The 24,973-nt window shown below is 53.4% G+C and carries 25 protein-coding genes and 1 riboswitch; of the genes, 10 read left to right on the forward strand and 15 right to left on the reverse strand.

Annotation, left to right across the window (positions count from 1 at the left end; all coding sequences use genetic code 11):
• Positions 1-29: 29 nt before the first annotated feature.
• The 10 genes from ureG to ttdA all read right to left on the reverse strand — a co-directional run bounded on the left by ureG (position 30) and on the right by ttdA (position 8,105).
• On the reverse strand, positions 30-647 hold the full coding sequence (ureG, locus tag AC534G_RS03545) for an urease accessory protein UreG (protein WP_110496796.1): 618 nt from the start codon (positions 645-647) through the stop codon (positions 30-32).
• 9 nt (positions 648-656) lie between these two features.
• Positions 657-1,328, reverse strand: a complete 672-nt coding sequence (locus tag AC534G_RS03550) for an urease accessory protein UreF (RefSeq protein ID WP_110496798.1) — start codon at positions 1,326-1,328, stop codon at positions 657-659.
• Complete coding sequence (gene ureE, locus AC534G_RS03555) at positions 1,328-1,786, reverse strand: urease accessory protein UreE (protein WP_042311069.1); 459 nt, start codon at positions 1,784-1,786, stop codon at positions 1,328-1,330. The genes AC534G_RS03550 and ureE overlap by 1 nt, the downstream gene beginning before the upstream one ends.
• A 9-nt stretch (positions 1,787-1,795) precedes the next feature.
• On the reverse strand, positions 1,796-3,499 hold the full coding sequence (gene ureC, locus AC534G_RS03560; RefSeq protein ID WP_110496800.1) for an urease subunit alpha: 1,704 nt from the start codon (positions 3,497-3,499) through the stop codon (positions 1,796-1,798).
• Positions 3,492-3,812 (reverse strand): urease subunit beta, encoded by a 321-nt coding sequence (locus tag AC534G_RS03565; RefSeq protein WP_038633976.1) that lies wholly within the window; start codon positions 3,810-3,812, stop codon positions 3,492-3,494. The genes ureC and AC534G_RS03565 overlap by 8 nt, the downstream gene beginning before the upstream one ends.
• Before the next feature lie 9 nt (positions 3,813-3,821).
• Positions 3,822-4,124, reverse strand: a complete 303-nt coding sequence (locus AC534G_RS03570) for an urease subunit gamma (RefSeq protein WP_003024678.1) — start codon at positions 4,122-4,124, stop codon at positions 3,822-3,824.
• Positions 4,125-4,134: 10 nt separating this feature from the next.
• Positions 4,135-4,959: an urease accessory protein UreD gene (locus tag AC534G_RS03575; RefSeq protein ID WP_199979407.1), complete on the reverse strand. Its 825-nt coding sequence runs from the start codon at positions 4,957-4,959 to the stop codon at positions 4,135-4,137.
• A gap of 123 nt (positions 4,960-5,082) precedes the next feature.
• Positions 5,083-6,546, reverse strand: coding sequence for an anion permease (locus AC534G_RS03580; protein WP_042311057.1), 1,464 nt, complete (start codon positions 6,544-6,546; stop codon positions 5,083-5,085).
• Positions 6,547-6,594: 48 nt separating this feature from the next.
• Entirely contained in the window at positions 6,595-7,200 is a 606-nt protein-coding gene (ttdB, locus tag AC534G_RS03585; RefSeq protein ID WP_006688017.1) for a L(+)-tartrate dehydratase subunit beta, read from the reverse strand.
• Positions 7,197-8,105 carry a L(+)-tartrate dehydratase subunit alpha gene (gene ttdA / locus AC534G_RS03590; protein WP_038633966.1) on the reverse strand — a complete coding sequence of 303 codons (909 nt, stop codon included), beginning with the start codon at positions 8,103-8,105 and terminating at the stop codon, positions 7,197-7,199. The genes ttdB and ttdA overlap by 4 nt, the downstream gene beginning before the upstream one ends.
• 212 nt (positions 8,106-8,317) lie before the next feature.
• Between ttdA and ttdR the strand changes: the two genes are divergently transcribed.
• Positions 8,318-9,250, forward strand: coding sequence for an L-tartrate utilization transcriptional activator TtdR (gene ttdR / locus AC534G_RS03595; RefSeq protein WP_110496804.1), 933 nt, complete (start codon positions 8,318-8,320; stop codon positions 9,248-9,250).
• Between the two features lie 47 nt (positions 9,251-9,297).
• Here the strand turns inward: ttdR and plsY are convergent, their stop codons facing one another.
• Entirely contained in the window at positions 9,298-9,915 is a 618-nt protein-coding gene (plsY, locus tag AC534G_RS03600) for a glycerol-3-phosphate 1-O-acyltransferase PlsY (RefSeq protein ID WP_003828443.1), read from the reverse strand.
• A gap of 106 nt (positions 9,916-10,021) precedes the next feature.
• Between plsY and folB the strand changes: the two genes are divergently transcribed.
• The 3 genes from folB to AC534G_RS03615 all read left to right on the forward strand — a co-directional run bounded on the left by folB (position 10,022) and on the right by AC534G_RS03615 (position 13,664).
• A complete protein-coding gene (gene folB, locus AC534G_RS03605) occupies positions 10,022-10,390 on the forward strand; it encodes a bifunctional dihydroneopterin aldolase/7,8-dihydroneopterin epimerase (RefSeq protein ID WP_038633959.1) in 369 nt (122 codons plus the stop codon).
• 86 nt (positions 10,391-10,476) lie between these two features.
• Positions 10,477-11,295 carry an undecaprenyl-diphosphate phosphatase gene (gene bacA, locus AC534G_RS03610; RefSeq protein ID WP_038633957.1) on the forward strand — a complete coding sequence of 273 codons (819 nt, stop codon included), beginning with the start codon at positions 10,477-10,479 and terminating at the stop codon, positions 11,293-11,295.
• 278 nt (positions 11,296-11,573) lie between these two features.
• Positions 11,574-13,664, forward strand: coding sequence for a glycosyl hydrolase family 18 protein (locus AC534G_RS03615; RefSeq protein WP_110496806.1), 2,091 nt, complete (start codon positions 11,574-11,576; stop codon positions 13,662-13,664).
• Between the two features lie 48 nt (positions 13,665-13,712).
• Here AC534G_RS03615 and AC534G_RS03620 read toward each other — a convergent pair whose 3' ends face one another.
• Positions 13,713-14,945 carry a multifunctional CCA addition/repair protein gene (locus AC534G_RS03620; RefSeq protein ID WP_110496808.1) on the reverse strand — a complete coding sequence of 411 codons (1,233 nt, stop codon included), beginning with the start codon at positions 14,943-14,945 and terminating at the stop codon, positions 13,713-13,715.
• Between the two features lie 62 nt (positions 14,946-15,007).
• A complete protein-coding gene (locus AC534G_RS03625) occupies positions 15,008-15,628 on the reverse strand; it encodes a TIGR04211 family SH3 domain-containing protein (RefSeq protein ID WP_048232822.1) in 621 nt (206 codons plus the stop codon).
• Positions 15,629-15,870: 242 nt separating this feature from the next.
• Here AC534G_RS03625 and AC534G_RS03630 point away from each other — a divergent pair, with 242 nt between their 5' ends.
• The 4 genes from AC534G_RS03630 to glgS all read left to right on the forward strand — a co-directional run bounded on the left by AC534G_RS03630 (position 15,871) and on the right by glgS (position 22,126).
• Entirely contained in the window at positions 15,871-17,172 is a 1,302-nt protein-coding gene (locus AC534G_RS03630; protein WP_110496810.1) for a CYTH domain-containing protein, read from the forward strand.
• Between the two features lie 47 nt (positions 17,173-17,219).
• Positions 17,220-20,060, forward strand: a complete 2,841-nt coding sequence (gene glnE, locus AC534G_RS03635) for a bifunctional [glutamate--ammonia ligase]-adenylyl-L-tyrosine phosphorylase/[glutamate--ammonia-ligase] adenylyltransferase (RefSeq protein WP_110496812.1) — start codon at positions 17,220-17,222, stop codon at positions 20,058-20,060.
• A gap of 59 nt (positions 20,061-20,119) precedes the next feature.
• On the forward strand, positions 20,120-21,553 hold the full coding sequence (gene hldE / locus AC534G_RS03640) for a bifunctional D-glycero-beta-D-manno-heptose-7-phosphate kinase/D-glycero-beta-D-manno-heptose 1-phosphate adenylyltransferase HldE (RefSeq protein WP_038633941.1): 1,434 nt from the start codon (positions 20,120-20,122) through the stop codon (positions 21,551-21,553).
• 366 nt (positions 21,554-21,919) lie between these two features.
• Positions 21,920-22,126 (forward strand): cell surface composition regulator GlgS, encoded by a 207-nt coding sequence (gene glgS / locus AC534G_RS03645; protein WP_087856824.1) that lies wholly within the window; start codon positions 21,920-21,922, stop codon positions 22,124-22,126.
• Positions 22,127-22,159: 33 nt separating this feature from the next.
• On the opposite strand, the gene ubiK is transcribed toward glgS, so the two are convergent.
• Positions 22,160-22,456 (reverse strand): ubiquinone biosynthesis accessory factor UbiK, encoded by a 297-nt coding sequence (ubiK, locus tag AC534G_RS03650; protein ID WP_038633935.1) that lies wholly within the window; start codon positions 22,454-22,456, stop codon positions 22,160-22,162.
• A 132-nt stretch (positions 22,457-22,588) separates the two neighbouring features.
• Positions 22,589-22,739: riboswitch (FMN riboswitch) on the forward strand.
• Positions 22,740-22,845: 106 nt separating this feature from the next.
• On the opposite strand from ubiK, the gene ribB reads away from it, so the two are divergent.
• Positions 22,846-23,499, forward strand: a complete 654-nt coding sequence (ribB, locus tag AC534G_RS03655) for a 3,4-dihydroxy-2-butanone-4-phosphate synthase (RefSeq protein WP_038633931.1) — start codon at positions 22,846-22,848, stop codon at positions 23,497-23,499.
• Positions 23,500-23,930: 431 nt separating this feature from the next.
• A complete protein-coding gene (locus AC534G_RS03660; RefSeq protein ID WP_069324349.1) occupies positions 23,931-24,107 on the forward strand; it encodes a hypothetical protein in 177 nt (58 codons plus the stop codon).
• 66 nt (positions 24,108-24,173) lie between these two features.
• Here AC534G_RS03660 and zupT read toward each other — a convergent pair whose 3' ends face one another.
• Positions 24,174-24,947, reverse strand: a complete 774-nt coding sequence (gene zupT / locus AC534G_RS03665) for a zinc transporter ZupT (protein WP_038633928.1) — start codon at positions 24,945-24,947, stop codon at positions 24,174-24,176.
• Positions 24,948-24,973: the final 26 nt, after the last annotated feature.

Raw genomic sequence — 24,973 nt, forward strand, 5'->3', positions numbered from 1 at the left:
GCGAAGCCGCCACCCGGCGATAAACCACGCTACACCCGCAACATTCCTTTCTCTTCCAGAAACGCAATAATCGTCGCCAGACCGTCGCCCGCCTTCAGGTTAGTAAACGTCCACGGACGCTCGCCGCGCATGCGCAGGGTATCGTGTTCCATCACCTCCAGCGAAGCGCCTACGTAAGGGGCCAGATCGGTTTTGTTGATCACCAGAAAATCGGATTTGGTGATCCCCGGCCCGCCTTTACGCGGGATCTTCTCGCCTTCGGCAACGTCAATCACGTAGATTGTCAGATCCGCTAATTCCGGGCTGAAGGTGGCGCTCAGGTTATCGCCACCGCTTTCCACAAAAATCAGATCCAGGTTGCCGAATTTCTCGCTCAGCGCTTCGACCGCGGCCAGATTCATCGACGCATCTTCGCGGATGGCGGTATGTGGACAGCCGCCAGTTTCCACACCAACGATCCTGTCCGGTTCCAGGGCGCCTGCTTCGGTGAGAATGCGCTGATCTTCTTTGGTGTAGATATCGTTAGTCACGACCGCCAGCTGATAGCTGCTGCGCATGGCTTTGCATAACGCTTCCAGCAGCGCTGTTTTGCCGGAGCCAACCGGGCCGCCAACGCCCACGCGCAGGGGATGCTTGTAATCACTCATTTTTTCTCCTCAGGAACGGAATAAGCGGGAATATTGGGTTTCATGCCGGGCAGACGCGATGGCGGCTAACGGCGTTGCGGATCCGAGGCTGGCGTCAGGACACGCCAGCGCTTGTGCCACACCTTGCGCGTAACGATCGCCAAGCGAAATAATCAACCGCTGCGCCGCCTGCTGGCCAAAGGGAACCAGTTTGACGCCTGCCATCACTGCGCTCTCAATCCAGCTGTAGCCGAGGCTTAATGCCAGATTCGTCAGGGGGATTTTCCAGCGTACGCCCAGCCAGGCCATGCCGCACAGCTGGCTGTCGGTAAAGAGCGTGCGCCATTCCCGGGAACAGTCTGGTTCCCAGTCGGTAACCAGTCGCGTAAAGGCGATGCCCCGGCTGCGTTCTTCATCCCGCAGTTCGCGGGTTTCCCGACAGGCCAGCAGGTAAGCGGTCCAGCGGCGCGCGGCGGCGAGATCGTCCTGCTCACAGGCGCGATACAATCTCGCCAGCAGCGGTAAGTCGACGGTAAAAAAGTTGTGCTCCATCTGCTGAATTTGCCAGTCAGAGAAGTCATCGACGCTTTTCACCCAGCCGATTTCCACCGCCCACTCCAGACCCTGAGACCAGGTAAACGATCCCACCGGGAGACTGCTGCTGGCGAGCTGCATCAGGCGCAGCTGTTGGGTGCTATGCATCAGTGCGCATGGCCGTGATGATGCCCGTGTGACTCGCTGGCATAGGCACCCGCTTCCGGCTCAAACGGCAATTGGGCAAACGCCACCTCGAGGTTGAACTGGCGCAACATATCGTCCAGCACATGATCGTGGTGGTAGCGCAGCTCATCGGGCAGGATCTGCAACGGTACGTGGCGATTACCAAGGTGGTAACAGGCTTTGGCGAGCAAAAAAGGGTCGGCGCAGCGCACGACGGAAACCGACTCCGGCGCGGCGATCACTTCGATCACCTCGCGGCCATCGTCGGTAGTCAGCAGGTCGCCGCCGCGTAACAGTAAACCGCGCGGTAGCATTAAGCCGGCTTCGCGGCCATCGCTCAGCGCCACTCTGGCGCGGCTTTTTACCCGAACATCAATGGGTAGCGTGACGCTTGCGGTGACGCGGTGGGCATGGTCAAGGCGTTGGGTCAGGTAGATCATCCTCACTCCTTAAAACAGGAAATAGCGTTGCGCCATCGGCAAAACGTCTGCCGGGTCGCTGGTAATCAGTTCACCGTCAATGCGTACCTCGTAGGTCTGGGCATCGACGGTGATATTGGGCTGCAGAGCGTTGTGGATCATGTCAGCCTTTTTTACCGTCCGGCAGCCTTTGACGACGGCGATAGCGCTTTGCAAATTAAGTTGCTGCGGGACGTTTTGCGCGTCGGCAGCCTGTGAAATAAAGGTCAGACGGGTGTGATGCCGCGCTGCGCCAAGCGCGCCGAACATCATGCGGTAATGCACCGGCTGCGGAGTAGGGATTGAGGCGTTGATATCACCCATCGGCGCGCAGGCGATCATCCCGCCCTTCACGATGGTCGCCGGTTTTACGCCAAAAAAGGCCGGCGACCACAGCACCAGGTCGGCCAGTTTACCGGGCTCAACCGAGCCGACTTCGTGGGCGATACCGTGGGTCAACGCCGGATTGATGGTGTACTTGGCGATGTAGCGTTTAACACGCTGATTGTCGTTGTCGCCGATTTCTTCTGCCAGCGGACCACGCTGAACCTTCATGCGGTGCGCCACCTGCCAGGTGCGCAGGATCACTTCGCCCACGCGCCCCATTGCCTGTGAATCGGACGAGGTCAGGGAAAACGCGCCAATATCATGCAGCACATCTTCGGCAGCGATCGTTTCCCGGCGAATGCGCGATTCGGCGAAGGCCACGTCTTCAGCGATATCCGGATCGAGATGGTGGCAGACCATCAGCATGTCGAGATGTTCATCGATGGTGTTGACGGTATAAGGCAGCGTCGGGTTGGTGGAGGAGGGCAAAATATTCGGATGTGCGCAGGCGGTGATGATATCCGGCGCATGGCCGCCACCTGCGCCTTCGGTATGGAAAGTATGAATGGTGCGATCGCCGATCGCTGCCAGCGTATCCTCAACAAAACCGGACTCATTGAGCGTGTCGCTGTGCAGCGCTACCTGAATGTCCATTTCGTCGGCCACGGTCAGCGCGCAGTCGATAGCGGCAGGCGTGGCGCCCCAGTCTTCGTGGATCTTCAGGCCAATGGCGCCGGCAGTGATTTGCTCGCGCAGGGCGTCAGGGTTTGAACCATTGCCTTTGCCCAGCAAACCAATGTTAACCGGCAATGTGTCTGCCGCCTGCAGCATGCGGGCGATGTACCACGGGCCCGGCGTGCAGGTGGTGGCATTGGTGCCTGCGGCCGGACCGGTACCGCCGCCGATCATCGTCGTCACGCCGGAAACCAGCGCTTCTTGCGCCTGCTGCGGGCAGATCCAGTGAATATGCGTATCCACGCCGCCCGCGGTGACGATTTTGCCTTCTCCGGCGATGACTTCTGTTCCTACGCCTATCGGGATTGTGACATTGGGCTGAATATCGGGATTACCCGCTTTGCCGATGGCGAAGATCCTGCCGTCTTTGATGCCGATATCCGCTTTGACGATCCCCCAGTGATCAACGATCAGCGCATTGGTTATCACCAGATCCACACACGCCTGGGCGCGCATTTGTCCCTGGCCCATACCATCGCGGATCACTTTTCCGCCGCCGAATTTGACCTCTTCGCCGTAGGTGGTGAAGTCTTTTTCCACCTCGATCCACAAGTCAGTATCCGCCAGACGTACTTTATCGCCGGTGGTTGGGCCAAACATGTCGGCGTACGCCTGGCGGGAAATGTTACTCATTATCTGCCTCCAGCGCGCCCATCACTTCGCTGCGAAAACCCACCATCCTTTGTGCGCCAGCGACGCGCACCAGTTCGACTTCGCGCTTTTGCCCCGGTTCAAAACGTACCGCTGTACCTGCGGCAATGTTAAGACGAAAGCCCCGCGTAGCTGCCCTGTCAAAGCGTAGCGCCGGGTTCACCTCGTAAAAGTGATAGTGCGATCCCACCTGGATGGGTCTGTCGCCGTGATTCTCCACTACGATCGTGCAGGTTTCGCGCCCCTGATTGATCGCAATGTTGCCTGCTGAGATCTGATACTCACCTGGGATCATTGCCGCTCCTTAGACGATCGGGTTGTGGACGGTGACCAGTTTCGAACCGTCCGGGAATGTGGCTTCAACCTGAATATCCGGGATCATCTCTGGTACGCCTTCCATCACCTGATCGCGGCGCAGCACGTGACGCCCGTCTTCCATCAGCGCGGCCACGGTTTGCCCGTCGCGCGCCCCTTCCATAATGAAAGCGCTAATCAGCGCCACTGATTCCGGGTAATTCAGCTTCAGCCCGCGGGCCAGGCGACGTTCTGCCACCAGCGCGGCGGTAAACAGCAACAGCTTGTCTTTTTCTCTGGGGGTCAGTTCCATAATGGGCCTCTTAGGTTTGCCAGATTCGCGGTAGCATGGGCGCTTTGTGTGTCAGCAGCGGGCGCAGAAATTGCCAGATGTCACGCATAACGCGCTGAACAATCAGGTTGTCGTTCGCCAGAAAGCGGATTGTCAGCAGCGAGTCGTTAAGCGTTGCCCCGGCATAATCCCCCAATGGCGTAAGCCGCTCGCGCGTTCCCTCCAGCATGTGTTCGTTGGCCGGGTAACACAGCAACGTACCAATCCAGGGATGATGTGCGACGCCGCTCAGATTCCCTGCCTGCACCTGCAAACGCTCTATCAGTAGCGGTTGCCCATCCCGCCACACTTCCAGACGGTTTTGTAGCGTGCCGTGGCTGAACGTTTCCTGCATGACAGGGCGTCCGAGACACAGCAGATCCCAGGCCAGCAAATGGCTTGCGGACGTCAGATGAAATACGGACTGGACGGTGGCATTAGCGCCGGGAAAGAAGATCGTATCCTGCGGCAGCCACTCCAGCGTGGCGTGCGGGGCGAGCGTGAAATGCTGGCGTAGCAACGCCTGCGGCCCACGGCTGCGATAAAATTTTCCCGCGCCGGGCTGAGTGATTAACGCATGGCTGTTTTCATCGAGTGATACGGAAATATGTAGCTCATCCCCGCCGACGATCCCGCCAGGTGGATGAAGCAAATAGAGGTGACATACCTCTTCTTCGGGATAAAACGGACGTTGAACCGTCAAAGGTCCATAGTGACGCGCCGAGGCGAGCACCGTTTTGTGCCCGGTGCGGGTAAAGTGCAGATCCAGTTCGGCCTGCCAGCCTCGTGTGAGTGTCTCGTGCGCCAGCGTGTCCAGAGCGTTTCCCTTATCAGCATGAGGGTGTTTGCGTACAAAAAAGTATGCCTCAGCGCATCGGGAAATCGATCATATGAGAAGCTTATGGATAAAGGGGCGACAAGACGTCGCCCCAATGGGATTTTACAGTAAAACGAGAGGCATCCAGACCAGACCGGTGATCACCAGCAGCACGAGGAAAATCAGGCCAAAAATAGCGCCCAGCCGCCAGTAGTCAACCGTTGGCAAATAGCCGCTGCCGTAGTAGATAGGGCTTGGGCCGGTGGCGTAGGGAGTCAGAATACTGCCCAGGCCAATAGCGGCGCCGACCATCAGACAGAAGACCGGCAACGGGATTTCCGGCATCGCCAACGCGGCGGCGATCATCATTGGCGCAAGGGCGGAGGTATACGCCGTGGCGCTGGCAAAGAAGTAGCGCAGTAAATAAAAGACCACGATGAGCGCCACCATCACCATGATCGGTGAATAGCCGCTCAGCCCGTTTGCCAGCAGCTTGCCGAACCAGGTAATAAAACCGGTGTTATTCAGCCCGGTCGCCAGGGTTATTAACGAGGCCAGCCAGAAAAAGACGTTCCATGCGGCTTTATTGCTGACGATGTCATCCCAACTGATGATGCGCAGTACCAGCATCAATGCCACCACGCTGTAACCGACCATTGCGGCGTCAATATAATCGCCACCGAAGATCCACAACACCAGCGCGCCGACCATCAGCCCGAGCATCTTTTTCTCACGTGCGCAGAGCGGTCCCATCGCTTTTAATTCTGTATCCGCCCAGCGCGGCACCTGATCGCCGGATTTCAGCACCGGCGGGTACAACACATATGCCAGCCAGGGCACGATCAGCACCAGTAAAATGCTCAGCGGCAGCATACCCAAGAACCAGTCGCCCCAACTGAGTGCCGTATGAGATGCGCCTTTCATCAGGCCGATCAGCAGCAGGTTCGGCGCCATCGCCGTTAAGAAAATCGCGCTGGTGACGCAGTCGGCGACAATGCCCATCCACATGATGTAGGAGCCAATAGAACGTGAACTGGCGTCATTGGGCTGTGAGTTATACAGCGGCGGCAGGTTGCGGATAATCGGGTAGATTATCCCGGCCCCGCGCGCGGAGTTAGAAGGCGTGACGGGGGCGAGGATAAGCTCGGAGAACATCACCGCGTAACCGAGGAATAACGTCCGGTGCCCCATCTTTTTCACTAACATCAGCGCGATACGCCGACCGAGACCGGTTTTCTCATAGCCGGTACCAAACATAAAGGCCGCGAAAATCAGCCAGATCACCGAGTTAGAAAAGCCAGAAACGGCCCACGACAGCGATTTGGCGGTAAATTTAAAACCGTCCTGCGCGAGTTGTTCCGGGCTGAACAGGATCCACGGTGAAAGTACGGCGATGATCGAAATACCAATCATCGCCACGACCGCGCCGGGTACAGGTTCCAGAATGAGCCCCACAATCACACCGGTAAAGACGGCAAAATAGAGCCAGGTGTGGCTCTCAAGACCGGTGGGGACGGGTAAAACAGCAATAATGGCGATGACCACCAGCGGAGCCAGGTATCGCCACCAACCAGCTAAAGGTGCCATTGTGATATCCCTGCGAAAGGGGAGAGGCTCTGTGCCTCTCCGGAAGGGTTATTTGATGTAGTGCACGTGCTCGCAAATCTCTTCCACGATGGGATCGCGGCGTTCAGCGAACAGCTTTTTGTTTTCGGCGATCAGGTTGTTGCCGTGGGTGTCGATGGACACAATCAGCGGGCCGAACTCTTTGACTCGACATACCCACAAGGATTCCGGCATGCCCAGCTCCGTCCAGTGCACTTCTTCAATCTCTTCAACCTGAGTGGCCGCCAGTACTGCGCAACCTGCCGGGAAGATCACATGCAGCGCTTTGAACTGCTTGCAGCCTTCTTCTGTCAACGGTCCCATACCGCCTTTTCCGACCACCAGCTTGACGCCGGTCTGCTCGATAAACTCTTTCTCAAAAGCTTCCATACGCATACTGGTGGTTGGACCGACGGAGACCATCTCCCATTTATCACCGTTCTTACGCACGATTGGGCCTGCGTGGAAAATAGCCTTGCCGTTCAGATCATAAGGAATTGGGCGCTTCAGTTCGATCAGGCGACGGTGGCACACGTCGCGGCAGGTCACCAGCGTACCGCTCAGGTAAATGACATCGCCAACGCGAATATCTTCCAGATCTTCGGCTTTAATCGGGGTGGTGAGGATCTTTTTCATAACGCGCTCCGGGTGTGAGACAGATTTTCGAAGGAGAGATCAGCATGAACCAACAGCGTGCCGCGACGGTGCGCCCAGCAGCCGGTGGAAACAGCAACGCCGATAGTCGACGGGTGGCGCGCGGCGGATTCGATATGCACGCCCATCACGGAGCTATTGCCGGTCAACCCCTGCGGACCAATGCCCAGGCGGTTAAGTCCTTCTTCCAGACGCAGTTCCAGTTCGGCCGCTTTTGGATTGGGATGACGTGAGCCGATAGGACGCAGCACCGCTTTACGGGAGAGCACTGCGGCAGTTTCTACTGAGGTGGCAATGCCTACGCCCACCAGCACCGGCGGGCAGGCGTTAACGGCCAACGTGGAGATATTTTCGAAGACAAATTTCACTACGCCTTCGTAGCCTTCTGAAGGCATTAACACTTTCGAGCGTCCTGGCAGGGTACAGCCGCCGCCTGCCATGTAGACTTCGATTTCCGCGTCATCATTATCAGGAATGATGTCCCAGGTAACCCACGGCACACCGGTGCCGGTATTTTTGCCGGTATTCACTTCGTCAAAAATCTCTACCGCGTTATGGCGCAGCGGCGCTTTGACCGTGGCGTCTTCAACGGCTTGTTTCAGGATGCTTTGCAGCTCACCCAACAGCGGAAAACGGGAACCGACCTTTACAAAGAACATAATCTCGCCGGTGTCCTGGCAGGCCGGACGGTTCAGATCAATCGCTTTCTGCATGTTGTCAAACATAGTGTGGTAGATGATTTTACCCATCGGCGAGTCTTCGCCTTCCCGCAGCTGTTTTAATTTATCCACCACGTCGTCGGGCATACGGGTAGAAATCATGGCGGTAAAGTTCGCGACAATGTTTGTCAGCGTATTTATCGCATTTTGGTTATTTTGATTGCTCATCTTGTAAACTCCAGTTCTTTTATTTTCTGGAAATAAATTCTCCGCCACAAACTATCACTAAAAGTGTGGTTTTATATTATTTGCCACTGTGAATATCCAATTAACAGTTCGTGAATGATGTCCAGGTAAGGCAATAAAAATTGCGCAAAGGCAGGGTTTAATACGCGTGAGGGAATTACACTGCGGTTAACAACATTACGGATATACCGACCATGCTGAACACGTATCCCCTGGCGAAAGACCTGCAGGTGCTGGTTGAAATTGTTCATAGCGGCAGCTTTAGCGCCGCTGCCGCCACGCTGGGGCAGACGCCTGCGTTTGTGACAAAACGTATTCAAATTCTCGAATCCACGCTGGGGACGACGTTGCTTAACCGCTCTGCGCGCGGCGTGGCGTTAACGGAAAGTGGTCAACGTTGCTATGAACATGCGCAGGCGATCCTCGCGGGCTACCAGCATCTGGTTGATGACGTCACGCAAATCAAAACGCGCCCGGCGGGGATGATTCGTATCGGCTGTAGCTTTGGCTTTGGGCGCAGCTATATTGCGCCGGCCATTACCGAACTGATGCATAGTTATCCTGAGTTACAGGTGCATTTTGAGCTTTACGATCGGCAAATTGATTTGGCGCAGGATAATATCGATTTAGATATTCGTATTAATGATGAAATTCCTGATTATTATATTGCGCATTTGTTAACGAAAAACAAAAGAATATTGTGTGCGGCCCCGACCTATTTACAAAAATATGGCGAGCCGATGACGCTACTGGAATTAAGTCGGCACGATTGTCTGGTCACCAAAGAACGCGATATGACCCACGGAGTGTGGGAGCTGGATAACGGTCAGGAGAAAAAATCGGTCAAGGTAGCCGGGCATCTGTCATCGAACAGCGGTGAGATTGTGTTGCAGTGGGCGCTGCAGGGAAAAGGGATCATGTTGCGTTCCGAATGGGACGTACAACCGTTTCTGGCAAGCGGTGAACTGGTGCGTGTACTTCCGGACTATGCACAGAGCGCCAATATCTGGGCGGTTTATCAGGAGCCGCTGTATCGCAGCGTGAAGCTTCGCGTGTGCGTGGAGTTTCTGGCGACGTGGTGCCAGAACAGATTAGGCAAGCCAGTGGAAGGGTATCAAATCCCGTAGGTTGCAGGCCGGATAAGACGCTTTAGCGCCGCCATCCGGCAGTACCGTCACTCAGGATCTCTTTCGCGTTTTTTCTTCAGTTTGGTCCAGATCTTCGGCTCCTGACGGCGCCACAGACGCTGAATGTTGTCATGGTGACGTAGCAGAATTAAGCACGACAACATGGAAACCGGGAAAGTGAACTGGGGATTAAACCACCAGACATAAAAGGGAGCGATCAGCGCGCTGACGATAGCGCCCAACGACGAATAGCCGCTGAGCAAGACGGTCAGCAGCCAGGTTCCCGCCATTACGCCCGTTAAGTCCCAACCAATTGGCGCAATTGCGCCAAAGGCGGTGGCAACGCCTTTCCCACCCTTAAAGCCGAAGAATACCGGCCAGATGTGTCCCAGACAGGCAGCGATCGCTATCAATCCCAGCCAGAAGGGGCTGACGCCTAGCGCATAGGCGCCCCAGACGGGTAACATGCCTTTCAGTACATCGAAAATCAGTACGGCGACGGCGGCTCCCTTACCACCGATGCGCAGCACGTTTGTCGCGCCCGGATTGCCGGAGCCGCTGTCACGCGGGTCCGGCAATCCAGCGAGGCGGCATACCAGAATGGCACTGGAAATAGAGCCGCAGAGGTACGCGAAGATAATCATTCCAGGCGCGATTGCACTCATAAGCTGTTCCGTTTTGAAAATGTCGTGTAAAACGCTACTTCTATGGATAATACGCATATTTCGCCGGAAGTGGTATCCGGGTTAGTCAAAAAGCAGGCGGGTCGTGATGGATATTGTATTTATAGAGCAACTTTCAGTAATCACCACTATCGGTGTTTACGACTGGGAACAAACGATCGAGCAAAAATTGGTGTTCGATATCGAAATGGCATGGGATAACCGTAAATCGGCTAAAAGCGATGATGTCGCAGATTGCCTGAGCTATGCTGATATTGCTCAAACGGTTGTTAATCATGTGGAAGGCGGACGTTTTGCGCTGGTAGAGCGCGTAGCGGAAGAAGTGGCGGACCTCCTGCTGAGTCGCTTTAATTCCCCATGGGTGCGTATCAAACTCAGTAAGCCTGGCGCGGTGGCGCGTGCGGCAAACGTCGGGGTTATCATTGAGCGTGGCAATAATCTGAAAGAAAATAATTAATTTAATAATTTCTAAAACAAACAGGTATAAAAGGGTCCTTTCGTCGGCTCTTTTTTGCCGTGGTTTCTTTATGTAGGGGTTTATTGATGAGTGATATGCACTCGCTGCTGGTGGCGGCAATTTTGGGTGTGGTCGAAGGTTTGACGGAGTTTTTACCCGTTTCCAGTACCGGCCATATGATTATTGTTGGCCACCTGTTGGGTTTTGAGGGTGATACCGCAAAAACATTTGAAGTGGTGATCCAACTGGGCTCTATTCTGGCCGTTGTGGTGATGTTCTGGCGACGTCTGTTTGGCCTGATTGGCATTCACTTTGGCAAAGCCCCACACGAAGGTACTGGCAAAGGTCGGTTGACGCTGGGTCATATCCTGCTCGGGATGATTCCGGCCGTTGTCCTGGGGCTGGTTTTTCACGATACCATCAAATCGCTGTTTAACCCGATCAACGTGATGTATGCGCTGGTGGTAGGGGGCCTGCTGCTGATAGCCGCAGAATGCCTGAAGCCGAAAGAGCCGCGCGCGCCGGGGCTGGATGATATGACCTATCGCCAGGCGTTTATGATCGGTTGTTTCCAGTGTCTGGCATTGTGGCCGGGTTTTTCCCGCTCCGGGGCGACGATTTCTGGCGGTATGCTGATGGGGGTGAGTCGTTACGCGGCATCTGAGTTTTCTTTCCTGCTGGCGGTGCCGATGATGATGGGCGCGACCGCCCTGGATCTCTACAAGAGCTGGTCTTTCCTCAGCGCGTCAGATATTCCGATGTTTGCAGTCGGTTTCGTGACAGCGTTTATCGTGGCGCTGGTGGCGATCAAAACCTTCCTGCAACTGATTAAACGCATCTCGTTTATTCCGTTTGCGATTTACCGCTTTATTGTGGCGGCCGCCGTCTATGTGGTCTTTTTCTGAATAATTTGATGAAAACATCCTGTTTGTTTACAGGATGTTTTCATTTATAAAATGAATAATCCGCTTTAATTAATATACTGTATATAATTGTTGTGCCAGCATTCTATGGTACAGATGATTAATATGAGAAATTAATTCATCACTTTAATCTTATTTTTAATTAAACACTGCATAAAAAGTTGTATGCTTTATTTGCTTTGTTAAATAATGTGACTGCAGCAAAGTTAAATTTACATATATTTGTTTCTTAAATGGATGGCGTTTGAATGGAGTAAGTTATGAAATTAAACAAGATTGCACAGTCAGTTATTTTTGCCGCCATAGGGGTTCCTTTCCTGGCATCTGCGGCTTCTGTTACGCATAACGATGATACCAATAGTTTTTCTGGCCTTGATGCCTGGATGATGATTTCGAAAGATTTGGGAAATACCTGGGAAGCCTATACTGACGAAAGTCAGAATAACTTTCCGGGTTCAACCTATGGGATTATTGCTGCCAAGGATGAGCTTGCTATTATATCTCAGCCTTATGATCCAAACTCTACCTATAGAGGTGGAGAGAAAGTTCGCTTCCTGGGCTATTACTGGACGGCGCAATGGTGGGTTGATCAAGGGGTTAGTCCTTCCACGGATTCTGTATGGAAAAAGGGCGATAAAGTCAATTTTAACATTTACTCAGAATTTCAGTTTACCCCTTATACAGGGCAGAAAGCGGAAGATCTGCAAAATAGTGAGAAGAAAAGGGTTAAATCACAGCGCAAAGTGATTGGTTATTTTCCTGAATGGGGGGTTTACGAGGGGCATAATTACTTTACCCCCGATAAGGTGAACTATAAGGGCCTGAGCCATCTTAACTATGGTTTTGCCGTAGTTAAAAACGGTGTAGTGACGATGCATGATACTACGCAGGCGCCTAATTTAATGCGTGAGCTTGACAAGCTTACAGAAAAAAATAATGTCACGTTTATGCTTTCTGTTGGTGGTTGGGATAACTCACAGGAAGGCGTGTTTGAAGCGGCAACTCGCACAGATGAAGGCGTTGAGAAGTTGGCGAACAGCATGGTCGATTATGTCCATGCATGGAATTTTGATGGTCTGGATATTGACTGGGAGTATCCGGACAACGACAGTGAAAAAGCGCAGTTTACTAAACTTATCAAATCATTACGCGCCAAACTTGATGAGCAGGGGCGCAAAGACGATAAGTACTATCAACTTTCTGCCGCTGTCACAACCAACCATAACAATGTGGCTTATATTAACCCGGCTGTCACCGCAGATTACCTCGACAGTATCAACGTGATGGCATACGACATTCACGGCGCTTTTGATGCAAAAACGGGCCACAATGCTCCGCTTTTCGCCAATCAAAAAGATGACGATCAGAAGTTGAATGTCTCCTCTGCGATGAGTGAATATGCGGATGTTTGGCAGATTCCTAAAGAAAAATTAATGATGGGCGTTCCATATTACGGACGAGGATGGGGGTCTGTTCCTGCTACACAAATTGAAGCGGGACTGCCGGGGCTATTCGCGCCGGGTGAGGCGTCTGTAAAAGGCGCATGGGATGATGAGGGGCAATATACTGGCACCAACCCGTGGTATGTTCTGAAAGAAAAACTAGCCAGTGGCGAATACAAACGGTATTGGGATCCGCAGTCACATGTTCCTTATTTATATAGCGTAGGCAGTCAGGAGTTTTTAACCTATGATGATCCGCAATCTATTCGTGAAAAAGTAGATTACATCAACCAGCAAGGATTTGGTGGTGCGATTATCTGGGATATCAGTGGCGATACGGCAGATTATGAGTTAGGGAATATTGTTGATGATATTCTGACTACCTCAGTTGCAAAAGAGAAAGGTGCAACGCTCTACACTGATATAAATTATCTTGGTGATGATATTCAGACTAATGATGATATTTCATGTTTAGCCGATGTTAAATCCGCAACAGGCAAAAAAATGAATGACACTATCTCTTCAGTAAAAATTGCTGAGGGTAGTTTGGGGGTGAATGCTTTTACAAACTGTAATTATTCGGGGACAAAAATAGCGCTTCTGGAAAGTAAATCCGCGCTGAGTAGTGGTAATAATGCGATATCATCCGTAAAAATTATCAAGGCAATTGCTTACGAGGACTACGGACTGGAAGGGCGTTCTCTTGTTATGGATGGTGACATTAAGGATCTGTCAACTTACAGCCTCAATGATGCGCTATCTTCAATTCAGGTCGCTCAGGGTTACAAAGCCCGGCTATATGCAAACGGGAATTATAAAGGCAATTATATCGATATCACGGCCGGCAGTGCCGCAATACGTGATGGCTTTAATGATAAAGTTTCTTCTATTCAATTTATCAAAGAATAATTCCGCCTGATAAGAGCTCAACTTGCCCCTTTACAGGGGCAAGTTTTTTTAACCGATCGCCTTTTCTTGCTTCCAGGTGGCCACCGCCGCAATACGACGACGGGTCAATTCCTCGCGAATCGCCTGACCTTTGAATCCTGCCTCAACGACGTCTTTCGTTGGCACCGCCTGCGCAACCTGCCAGGCTTCACGCAACAGCCTGCCTTGCGGATAATCCGCCGCTTCAAAGCCGGTACGCCCACGCACGTCTGCCTCGCTGGTCAGAGCGATTTGCTCCACGCGCTGTGGTTTACGCCAGGCATCGATGGAATCAAACAGCTTAACGATGGTTTTTGGCTGCAGGATTGGGAAGGTATGAATGAGATCGTGGAACTCAGCCACCAGTTTGGCTAAATCACGGATGTCATTTGGTACGCGCAGGCGTTGACACAGTTGCTCGACCAACTTGACGCCCGCCGGACCATGACCGTGATGGCGTGGCCACAGCGCTTTAGGCGTTAATGCTTTGCCAAGATCGTGGCATAACGTGGCAAAGCGCACGTCGACCTCGGGGCTTAACATGGCGGCCATCGACAGCGTCATCAGGGTGTGAATACCGGTATCGATTTCCGGGTGCCACTTCGCGGGCGCTGGAACGCCGAACAGGGCATCAACTTCAGGAAACAGAACGCGCAGCGCACCGCAGTCGCGCAGAACCTGAAAGAACACCTGGGGATTACGGGTAGTTAAGGCGTTTTCCGTTTCTTTCCACACCCGCTCTGACGTCAGATGTTCCAGTTCACCGGCAGCGGTCATGTCGCGCATCAATGTCATGGTTTCGTCAGCGATACGAAAACCGAGGTGCGCATAGCGGGCAGCAAAGCGCGCCACGCGCAGTACGCGCAGCGGATCTTCGCTAAAGGCGGGAGAAACATGGCGCAGCAGACGGTTTTGCAGATCGCTGCGTCCGTTATACGGGTCGATAATCGTCCCGTCGTCATCGCGGGCCATTGCGTTGATGGTCAGGTCGCGACGTTGAAGATCGTCCTCCAGCGTTACATCCGGCGCGGCGTAACAGGTGAATCCGGTATACCCCGAGCCTGATTTACGCTCGGTTCGCGCCAGCGCATACTCTTCCCGGGTTTGCGGATGCAGAAACACGGGAAAATCGCGGCCTACCTGCTGGTAGCCCGCATCGAGCATTTCTTGTGGCGTGGCGCCGACAACGACCCAATCTTTATCTTTAACCGGTAGCCCTATTAACGCATCCCGAACAGCACCACCGACCAGATAAATCTTCACGCCACTTTCCTTTTGAAAAAAATCATCCCTTAATCATATGTCAGTGTGGCGGAGAAGGCGATTCAGTTCATCCAGCGATCTTTGCGTTTACGGCTTGGGATCATGTGCGGCAGAACCAGGCCGAGCAGCAGACCAAGACCCAGCACGCCGCCGCCGTACATAAACCACTGCATGATGATGGTGCGCTGTTTGTCATCAAGCTGCAGGTTGGCTGCGCTCACCTTCTTTTGCGCCACGATAAGTTCGTTTTTCAGCTTCTGATTTTCTTGTTTCAGCCCGTCGATCACGCTGTCGCTTTGCGCCACTTTTTGCTGCATATCGGCGGTGCGCTGATTCCACGTAGTATCGATATTATTAAGCTTATCTGTCAGCGTCTTAACCTGGTTTTCCAGATCGGGAACGCGGGTACGCAGGCTTGGCGTACTGTTCAGCTCTTTCAGTGGGATCCAGGCGGTACGTCCGGTGCTGTCTTTCACCTGGGCGTAGTTGGTGTTGGCATCGGTCTGTAATAGCGTGACTTCCTCGCCGGCGTTAACCGTACCCACGAGGCGATAATTATCTCCCGGACCGCTGCGGACCCAGGTGTTCAGTTCGTCAGAGACATAGCGCTTTTCTTCGGCATGTGAGACTGCAGTAGCGCTAAGTGCGAGTAAAGTTAATCCAATCAGGCGTAATTTTGGCATCAGGCTGTCGTTATTGTCATAGAAAGTGGAACGATAGTAGTGGCATCAGTGTCTCTACGCAAAGCATTCGACATCAATCGGAATCATCTGTGTCCTTTTTGCCACCACCCGAAACTTTTACGCCCGTCAAATTGCTCGTTGCATGGCAATTTGGCGCAAAATACTATCTACTTGACCATTAAGAACGAACTTAGTTCGCAGTCAGTTTTCTCAACTGTGACATAACCCATAAGTACAAGACCATGGCCCAGGAAATCGAATTAAAATTTATCGTCAATAGTGATGCTGTAGATGTGCTACGTGAGCGTCTGAATACGCTGGGAGGAGAGCATCACGCGCCCAGCCAGTTGCTGAATATCTACTACGAAACGCCGGATGCCTGGTTGCGTGGTCACGATATGGGCCTGCGTATTCGCGGGGAAAACGGTCGTTATGAAATGACCATGAAAATTGCCGGACGGGTAACGGGCGGTCTGCATCAGCGACCAGAATATAACGTTGCGCTGAGCACGCCTGAGCTGGATCTCGCCCTGTTTCCCGCTGAAGTCTGGCCTGATGGCAAGCTACCCACGGAACTCGCTTCTCAGGTGCAGCCGCTGTTTAGCACCGATTTTTACCGTGAAAAATGGTGCCTTGATGTTGACGGTAGCCGGATTGAGATAGCCCTCGACCTTGGGGAAGTGAAAGCGGGCGAGTTTGCTGAGCCTATCTGTGAGCTTGAACTGGAACTGCTAAGCGGCGATACCCGTGCGGTATTGAAGCTGGCAAATCAGCTGGTTTCGCAAACCGGTTTACGTCAGGGCAGCCTGAGCAAAGCGGCGCGTGGCTATCATTTGGCTCAGGGGAATGCGCCGCGTGAACTCAAACCGACGCGCATTTTGCGGGTTCCGGCGAAGGCGAGCATCGAGCAAGGTCTGGAAGCGGCGCTGGAGCTGGCATTATCCCAGTGGCAGTACCATGAAGAGCTGTGGGTACGCGGCGTCAAGGGGGCGAAATCCGAGGTACTGGCGGCAATGGACCTGGTGCGCCACATTCTGATGCTGTTTGGCGGTAATGTGCCACGAAAAGCGAGCGCTCACTTACGTGATTTGCTGACCCAGTCGGAAGCAATCATGGCGTCGGACGTTTCTGCCGTTTCGGCGGTTTACAGCACACAAACGGCGATGGCAAAACTGGCGCTGACCGAATGGCTGGTAACCAAAGGATGGCAGCCGTTCCTTGATGCGAAGGCGCAGGGTAAAATTGCCGACTCCTTTAAGCGTTTCTCAGATATTCATCTCTCGCGCCATGCCGCCGAACTGAAAACCGCTTTTGCTCAGCCGCTGGGCGATCGCTATGCCGATCAGCTTCCACGCCTGACGCGCAACATTGATAGCATGCTGATGCTGGCTGGATATTATGAGGAAAATGTCGCCTCGGAATGGATCGCCAACTGGCAGGGGCTGCGTCACGCCATTGCGGCCAACCAATATATTGAAATTGAACACTACCGCAATGAGGCAATCGCGCTGGAACCGTTCTGGCTGCACAGCGGAAAACGATAATCAGGACTGAGGCCGCCATCTGGCGCTATTCAAAGGATAACTCATAAATGAAGCAGCTCTCTTCACCGTTACAGCAGTACTGGCCGACCGTTGTTGAGCGGCTGCCAACAGCAATATCTGAGTCCTCGCTTAGCGTGCAGGCGAAGTCAGTGCTTACATTCAGTGATTTTGTTCGCGACAGCCTTATTGCCCATCCTGAATGGCTGGTCGAGCTGGAAAGCGCAGCGCCTCAGGCCGACGAATGGCGACACTATGCCGCCTGGTTACAGCAGGCGTTGACCGACGTCAGCGATGAAAACACGCTGATGCGTGAGCTACGCCTGTTTCGCCGTCGCATTATGGTGCGTATCGCGTGGGCGCAGACGCTGTCGCTGGTGACGGAAGAGAGTATCTTGCAGCAGCTAAGCCATCTGGCTGAAACGCTGATCGTTGCCGCGCGTGACTGGTTATACGCCGCCTGCTGTCGAGAATGGGGAACGCCTTGTAATCCTGAAGGTGTTGCGCAACCGCTGCTGATTTTAGGCATGGGGAAACTGGGCGGCGGCGAGCTGAATTTTTCCTCCGATATCGACCTGATTTTTGCCTGGCCGGAGCACGGCAGTACGCAGGGCGGGCGACGCGAGCTGGATAACGCGCAGTTCTTTACCCGTATGGGCCAGCGGCTCATCAAGGTCCTGGATCAGCCCACAATGGATGGCTTTGTTTATCGGGTGGACATGCGCCTGCGCCCATTTGGCGACAGTGGTCCACTGGTGCTGAGCTTCTCCGCGCTGGAGGATTATTACCAGGAACAAGGCCGCGACTGGGAACGTTATGCAATGGTCAAAGCCCGCATTATGGGCGATGCCGATGGCACTTACGTCAATGAACTCCGCGCCATGCTGCGACCGTTTGTCTTCCGTCGTTATATCGATTTCAGCGTGATCCAGTCTCTGCGTAACATGAAAGGGATGATTGCCCGTGAAGTGCGCCGTCGCGGACTGAAGGACAACATTAAGCTGGGGGCGGGCGGTATTCGTGAAATCGAATTTATCGTGCAGGTATTCCAGCTTATTCGCGGCGGACGCGAGCCGTCGCTGCAATCCCGCTCACTGTTACCGACGCTGAGCGCCATCAATGCGTTAAACCTGTTGCCAGACACCGATGCGGAGCAACTGCGCGCCGCCTATCTCTATTTACGCCGTCTGGAAAACCTGCTGCAAAGCATCAATGATGAACAGACCCAGACGCTGCCGGGCGATGAACTGAATCGTGCGCGGCTGGCGTGGGGAATGAACGTTGATGACTGGCAGCAGTTGACCGATGTGCTGGCGAGCCATATGCACAGTGTGCGACGGGTATTTAACGAACTAATTGGCGATGACGAAGCCGAAACACAGGAGGAGTCGCTGTCAGAACAGTGGCGCGAACTGTGGCAGGACGCCTTAGAGGAAGATGACACCACGCCGGTGCTGACGCATCTGGCGGATGACGATCGGCGACGCGTCCTGTCGCTGATCGCGGATTTCCGCAAAGAGCTGGATAAACGCACCATTGGCCCACGCGGACGCCAGGTGCTGGATCATCTAATGCCGCATCTCCTGAGCGATGTCTGTTCGCATGACGACGCCTCAGTTCCGCTATCGCGCATTACGCCGCTGCTGGTGGGCATTGTCACCCGTACAACCTATCTGGAGCTGCTGAGCGAATTTCCCGGCGCGCTCAAACACCTGATTTCACTCTGTGCCGCCTCGCCGATGGTCGCCAGCCAGCTGGCGCGGTATCCGCTGTTGCTCGACGAGCTATTGGATCCGAACACGCTGTATCAACCCACGGCGACAGATGCCTACCGTGATGAGCTGCGCCAGTATTTACTGCGCGTGCCGGAAGATGACGAAGAGCAACAACTGGAAGCGCTGCGCCAGTTTAAGCAAACGCAGCTGTTGCGTATTGCCGCGGCTGATATCGCCGGAACGCTGCCGGTGATGAAGGTGAGCGACCACTTAACCTGGCTGGCGGAAGCTATGATTGATGCGGTAGTCCAGCAGGCGTGGACGCAGATGGTCGCTCGCTACGGGCAACCCACCCATCTTGGCGATCGCGAGGGACGCGGTTTTGCCGTGGTCGGCTATGGCAAGCTGGGCGGCTGGGAGCTGGGTTACAGCTCGGATCTCGATCTGATCTTCCTGCACGATTGTCCGATGGATGTAATGACGGATGGCGAACGTGAGATTGACGGGCGACAGTTCTATCTGCGTCTTGCGCAGCGCATTATGCACCTTTTCAGTACCCGTACCTCCTCCGGTATTTTGTATGAAGTGGATGCGCGGCTGCGTCCGTCCGGTGCGGCGGGGATGCTGGTAACATCAGCGGATGCTTTCGCCGATTACCAGCGTAACGAAGCCTGGACATGGGAACATCAGGCGCTGGTGCGCGCGCGCGTAGTATACGGTGACCCCCAGTTGACCTCTCAGTTTGACGCGGTGCGTCGCGATATCATGACCCTCGTCCGCGACGGAAAAACCTTGCAAACCGAGGTGCGCGAAATGCGTGAGAAAATGCGTGCTCATTTGGGCAATAAGCATCGCGATCGTTTTGATATCAAAGCGGACGAAGGCGGCATTACCGATATTGAGTTCATTACGCAATACCTGGTGCTGCGCTATGCCCATGAAAAACCGAAGCTGACGCGTTGGTCGGATAACGTGCGCATTCTGGAATTACTGGCGCAAAATGACATTATGGAAGAGCAGGAGGCGCTGGCGCTTACCCATGCTTATACGACGCTGCGTGATGAACTTCACCATCTTGCCTTGCAGGAGCTTCCGGGCCATGTGGCGCCAGAGTGCTTTGAGGCTGAACGTACGCTGGTGCGCGACAGCTGGCAGAAGTGGCTGGTTGCCGAGTGAAGTGTGCTATTATCGCGCGCAAATTTTAAGACCCTCAGAGAATCTCTCAGGAGACAGGAATGAAAGTAACGCTGCCAGAGTTTGAACGTGCAGGAGTCATGGTTGTCGGTGATGTGATGCTGGATCGCTACTGGTACGGTCCTACCAGCCGTATTTCGCCTGAAGCGCCGGTTCCGGTGGTGAAAGTGGATACCATCGAAGAACGTCCCGGTGGCGCAGCAAACGTGGCGATGAACATTGCCTCCCTGGGAGCGAATTCGCGTCTGGTGGGCCTGACTGGTATTGACGACGCGGCGCGTGCGCTGAGCAAAACGCTGGCGGATGTGAACGTAAAATGTGATTTCGTCTCCGTACCAACCCATCCGACGATTACCAAACTGCGCGTACTTTCCCGTAACCAGCAACTGATTCGCCTGGATTTCGAAGAAGGTTTTGAAGGTGTGGATCCGCAGCCGTTGCACGAGCGTATTAATCAGGCGCTGGGTTCTATCGGCGCGCTGGTGCTCTCTGATTACGCCAAAGGCGCGCTGGCAAGCGTGCAGCAGATGATTGCGCTGGCGCGTAAGGCCGGAGTTCCGGTGCTTATCGATCCGAAAGGAACCGATTTTGAACGCTACCGTGGCGCTACGCTGCTGACGCCGAATCTGTCTGAGTTTGAAGCGGTTGTTGGTAAGTGCAAAAGCGAAGATGAGCTGGTGGAACGCGGCATGAAATTGATTGCTGATTTCGACCTTTCCTCTTTGCTAATCACGCGTTCCGAGCAGGGGATGACGCTGCTGCAACCGGGCAAAGCACCGCTGCATATGCCGACTCAGGCGCAGGAAGTGTATGACGTGACCGGCGCGGGCGATACGGTTATTGGCGTGCTGGCGGCGACGCTGGCGGCGGGTAACTCTCTGGAAGAAGCGTGCTACTTTGCTAACGCCGCAGCCGGTGTTGTCGTAGGTAAACTGGGGACTTCAACCGTTTCTCCCATTGAACTGGAAAACGCCGTGCGCGGTCGGGCAGATACTGGTTTTGGCGTGATGAGCGAATCTGAGCTGAAACAGGCCGTTGCCAGCGCCCGCAAGCGCGGTGAGAAAGTGGTAATGACCAACGGGGTGTTCGACATTTTGCATGCGGGGCACGTCTCCTATCTGGCAAACGCGCGCAAGCTGGGCGATCGCTTGATCGTAGCGGTAAACAGCGATGCTTCGACCAAACGTCTGAAAGGCGAAACGCGTCCGGTCAACCCGCTGGAACAGCGGATGATCGTACTGGGCGCGCTGGAGGCCGTCGACTGGGTGGTCTCTTTTGAAGAAGATACACCGCAGCGTCTGATTGCGGGCATCTTGCCGGATCTGCTGGTAAAAGGCGGCGATTATAAGCCGGAAGATATTGCGGGCAGCAAAGAGGTGTGGGCGAACGGCGGTGAAGTGCTGGTGCTGAACTTCGAAGACGGCTGCTCAACGACTAATATCATCAAAAAGATCCAAAAAGACAGCGATAAATAATCGCCTGGAAGTTTGCCGGATGGCGGTGGAAACACCTTATTCGACCTACGAGGTTGTGGGCCGGATAAAACGCGTGAGCGTTGCCATCCGGCATTTCTGTTTCTTATTCTTCAGTGGTTTTTTCAACAGGCTGTGGACTGTTTTTCAGCGGTTCAGCTTTACGATGACGCTCTGTCTCAAAGGCGGCGATTGTCGCGTTTTGCTACAGCATCTTTTCACTCTTCGCACGAGGCGTAGGTTTCATAGGAAAGTGTGAGCCTGGGCTATAAATTTGCGCACATTATGTACAAAACCATTTCGCGTATAGGGAAATACTGAAATCAGAAAAAGCATATGGCCTTAGCAGATATTCAATAACTGGAGGGTATGCTCATGCACAGCAACATGTATTCAATGAACAATTTCGATTTCCTGGCCCGCAGTTTTGCCAGGATGCAGGCTGAGGGCCACCCTGTTGATATCCAGGCCGTCACGGGCAATATGGATGAGGAACATCGTAGCTGGTTTTGTAAACGTTATGCGCTGTACTGCCAGCAGGCGACAGAGGCGAAGAAACTCGAACTGGAACACTAACAGAAAAACGGGCCTTGCGGCCCGTTGTCGTTTTTACTCTTGCGGATCGACTGAGGGGATCGCAGGGGCAGGCTTAACTTCTGCCGTTTTTTCACGCGCTTCCAGCTCAGTCAGGCGTTGTTCAAGCAGCGCCAACTTTTCACGGGTACGCAGCAAAACCTGAGTCTGCACATCAAACTCTTCACGGCTTACCAGGTCCAGACGGGTCAGTTGTGACTGCAGCGTTTGACGAATTTTCTTCTCGACGTCTTCCCCAAACTCCCGGATCCCTTTCGGCATCGACTCGTGAACCTGACGAGCAATCTGCTCAATTTTTTTCGGGTCAATCATTGTGGTTTCCCTGAACTGGTACGTGTTGCTGCTTATTGTAGTGCGAATGGGCGCAGGCATAAACCAGAATTGTGTGAAGCTAAGTCGAGTAAAGGCGTTGATGAAGGTAATCAATAGCGTTATAGTTAACCCGCTTATTCTCAGGGCGGGGCGAAATTCCCCACCGGCGGTAAATCAGCTTAATGCTGAAAGCCCGCGAGCGCTTTGGGTGCAAACTCAAAGGTCAGCAGATCCGGTGTAATTCCGGGGCCGACGGTTAGAGTCCGGATGGGAGAGAGTAACGATCCAGTCGGGCATGGACCCGCTCACGTTATTTTTTTGCCGCTTAGACGGTACTCCTAAGACTGCCCTGATTCTGGTAACCATAATTTTAGTGAGGTTTTTTTACCATGAATCAGACGCTACTTTCCTCTTTTGGTACGCCTTTCGAACGTGTTGAACATGCGCTGTCTGCGCTGCGTGAAGGACGCGGTGTAATGGTGCTTGACGACGAAGATCGTGAAAACGAAGGCGATATGGTTTTCCCGGCAGAGACCATGACCGTTGAACAGATGGCGCTGACCATCCGTCACGGCAGCGGTATTGTTTGCCTGTGCATCACTGAAGACCGACGCAAACAGCTCGATCTGCCAATGATGGTGGAAAATAACACCAGTGCTTACGGTACCGGTTTTACCGTGACCATTGAAGCCGCAGAAGGCGTGACCACCGGCGTTTCCGCGGCAGACCGTGTCACTACGGTACGTGCGGCAATTAAGGATGGCGCAAAACCTTCCGATCTGAACCGCCCGGGACACGTTTTCCCGCTGCGCGCTCAGGCAGGCGGTGTGTTGACTCGCGGCGGTCACACTGAAGCCACCATCGATCTGATGACGCTGGCAGGCTTTAAACCAGCCGGTGTGCTGTGCGAACTGACCAATGACGATGGCACCATGGCGCGCGCGCCGGAGTGCATCGAATTTGCCGGCAAGCACAATATGGCTGTGGTCACTATCGAAGACCTGGTGGCTTACCGTCAGGCGCATGAGCGTAAAGCCAGCTAATTGCTCACTACCACGCTTGTCGTGCCAGGGATAAAAAAACCGAAGTCAGTTTTCTGGCTTCGGTTTTTTGTTATCGAGGCCTGCTTATATTTAAAATGTTCCGCAATTAAATGGTATTGCCGAAAGTGGAGTTTAAATAATCCTGTTTATTGGCCGGGAAAGAGATGAATTATCAGGGGTTAGCGATTTTATCACTTTGTCTTAAGTGAGCTGAGGATATTTATAGAATAATAAATATTATTTAGAAACAGGCTTGTTTCTACATTGTTTTATTTTTAATACACGTTTTGTCATTCTCTGCACAGTTGGGTTATATGATCGAAATCATATATTTGTTTCTGTGTTATGCCACTATAGGGGTAGGTCAGAATAAGGTAGTGTAAATTTTTAACGTTAAATGTTTAATGATGTTAAATATTAAGGGTAAAAGAATGTTTATTGCCTGGTATTGGATTGTATTAATTGCACTCGTTGCGGTGGGTTATTATTGTCATATGAAGCGTTATTGTCGTGCGTTCCGCCAGGACAGAGATGCGCTGCTTGAGGCGCGTAACAAACTCTTTCGTCGATCTGGCGAAGATAACGGCACGGTTAAGGGACAGGAATAGTCCTTCGCGTTCTGCTATGGATGAGCGGATGCTGTTAAACTTGCAGGGTGGCATCCGCCCTCTGGATTATCCGATTCCCATGGACTGGAGAATGACGAGACTTAACCCCATCACCGACATTCCGCACAATACCCCATAGCTGGGATTATTATTGGGATCGATCTCTTTTGCCAATGGCATCAATTCATCGACGGACAGCGCGACCATAATACCTGCGACGGCCGCCATTATCGCCGCCATCACTACCGGCGAAATCAGACTACCGAGAATTAACCACGCCAGTACGCCGCCCAATATTTCTGCCATGCCCGAAATCCCGGCCCAGAATATCGCGGTGCGTTTAGATCCCGTAGCCGCATAAACCGGACCCGCCACGGCTAATCCTTCAGGAATATTGTGTAATGCGACGGCAAGGGCAATACCAAAGCCCAGTTCGAGGTTGCTGCTGGCGGTAACAAATGTCGCAATTCCTTCCGGGAAGTTGTGCAGGCTAATGCCGAGTGTCAATAAAATCGCGGTACGCCGGATGGAACCGGGTAAAGGCTGCGTGGTTTTTTGCACCAGATCCTGGGGGTGAGCATGCGGCAGTATACGATCGAGGCCAAAGTAGCCCAGCAAGCCCACAATAAACATCCCGTAGCCCAACACCGGCGACATGCCGTCAGCGGCCAGCGCAGCGGGCAGCATCTCCATAAGGGATATCAGTAACATAATTCCGGCAGCGAAACCTAAAGAAAAGGCAAGAACGCGGTTAGAGGGTTTTTGCCCCAGCACGCCGAGAAATGCGCCAATAAACGTGGCGGCGCCTGCCAGTAAAGTCAGAAGTAAAGGTACTGACATCGACAAATCTAACTCCTTATCAATCT

It is taken from the genome of Citrobacter sp. CRE-46 (assembly GCF_059615875.1).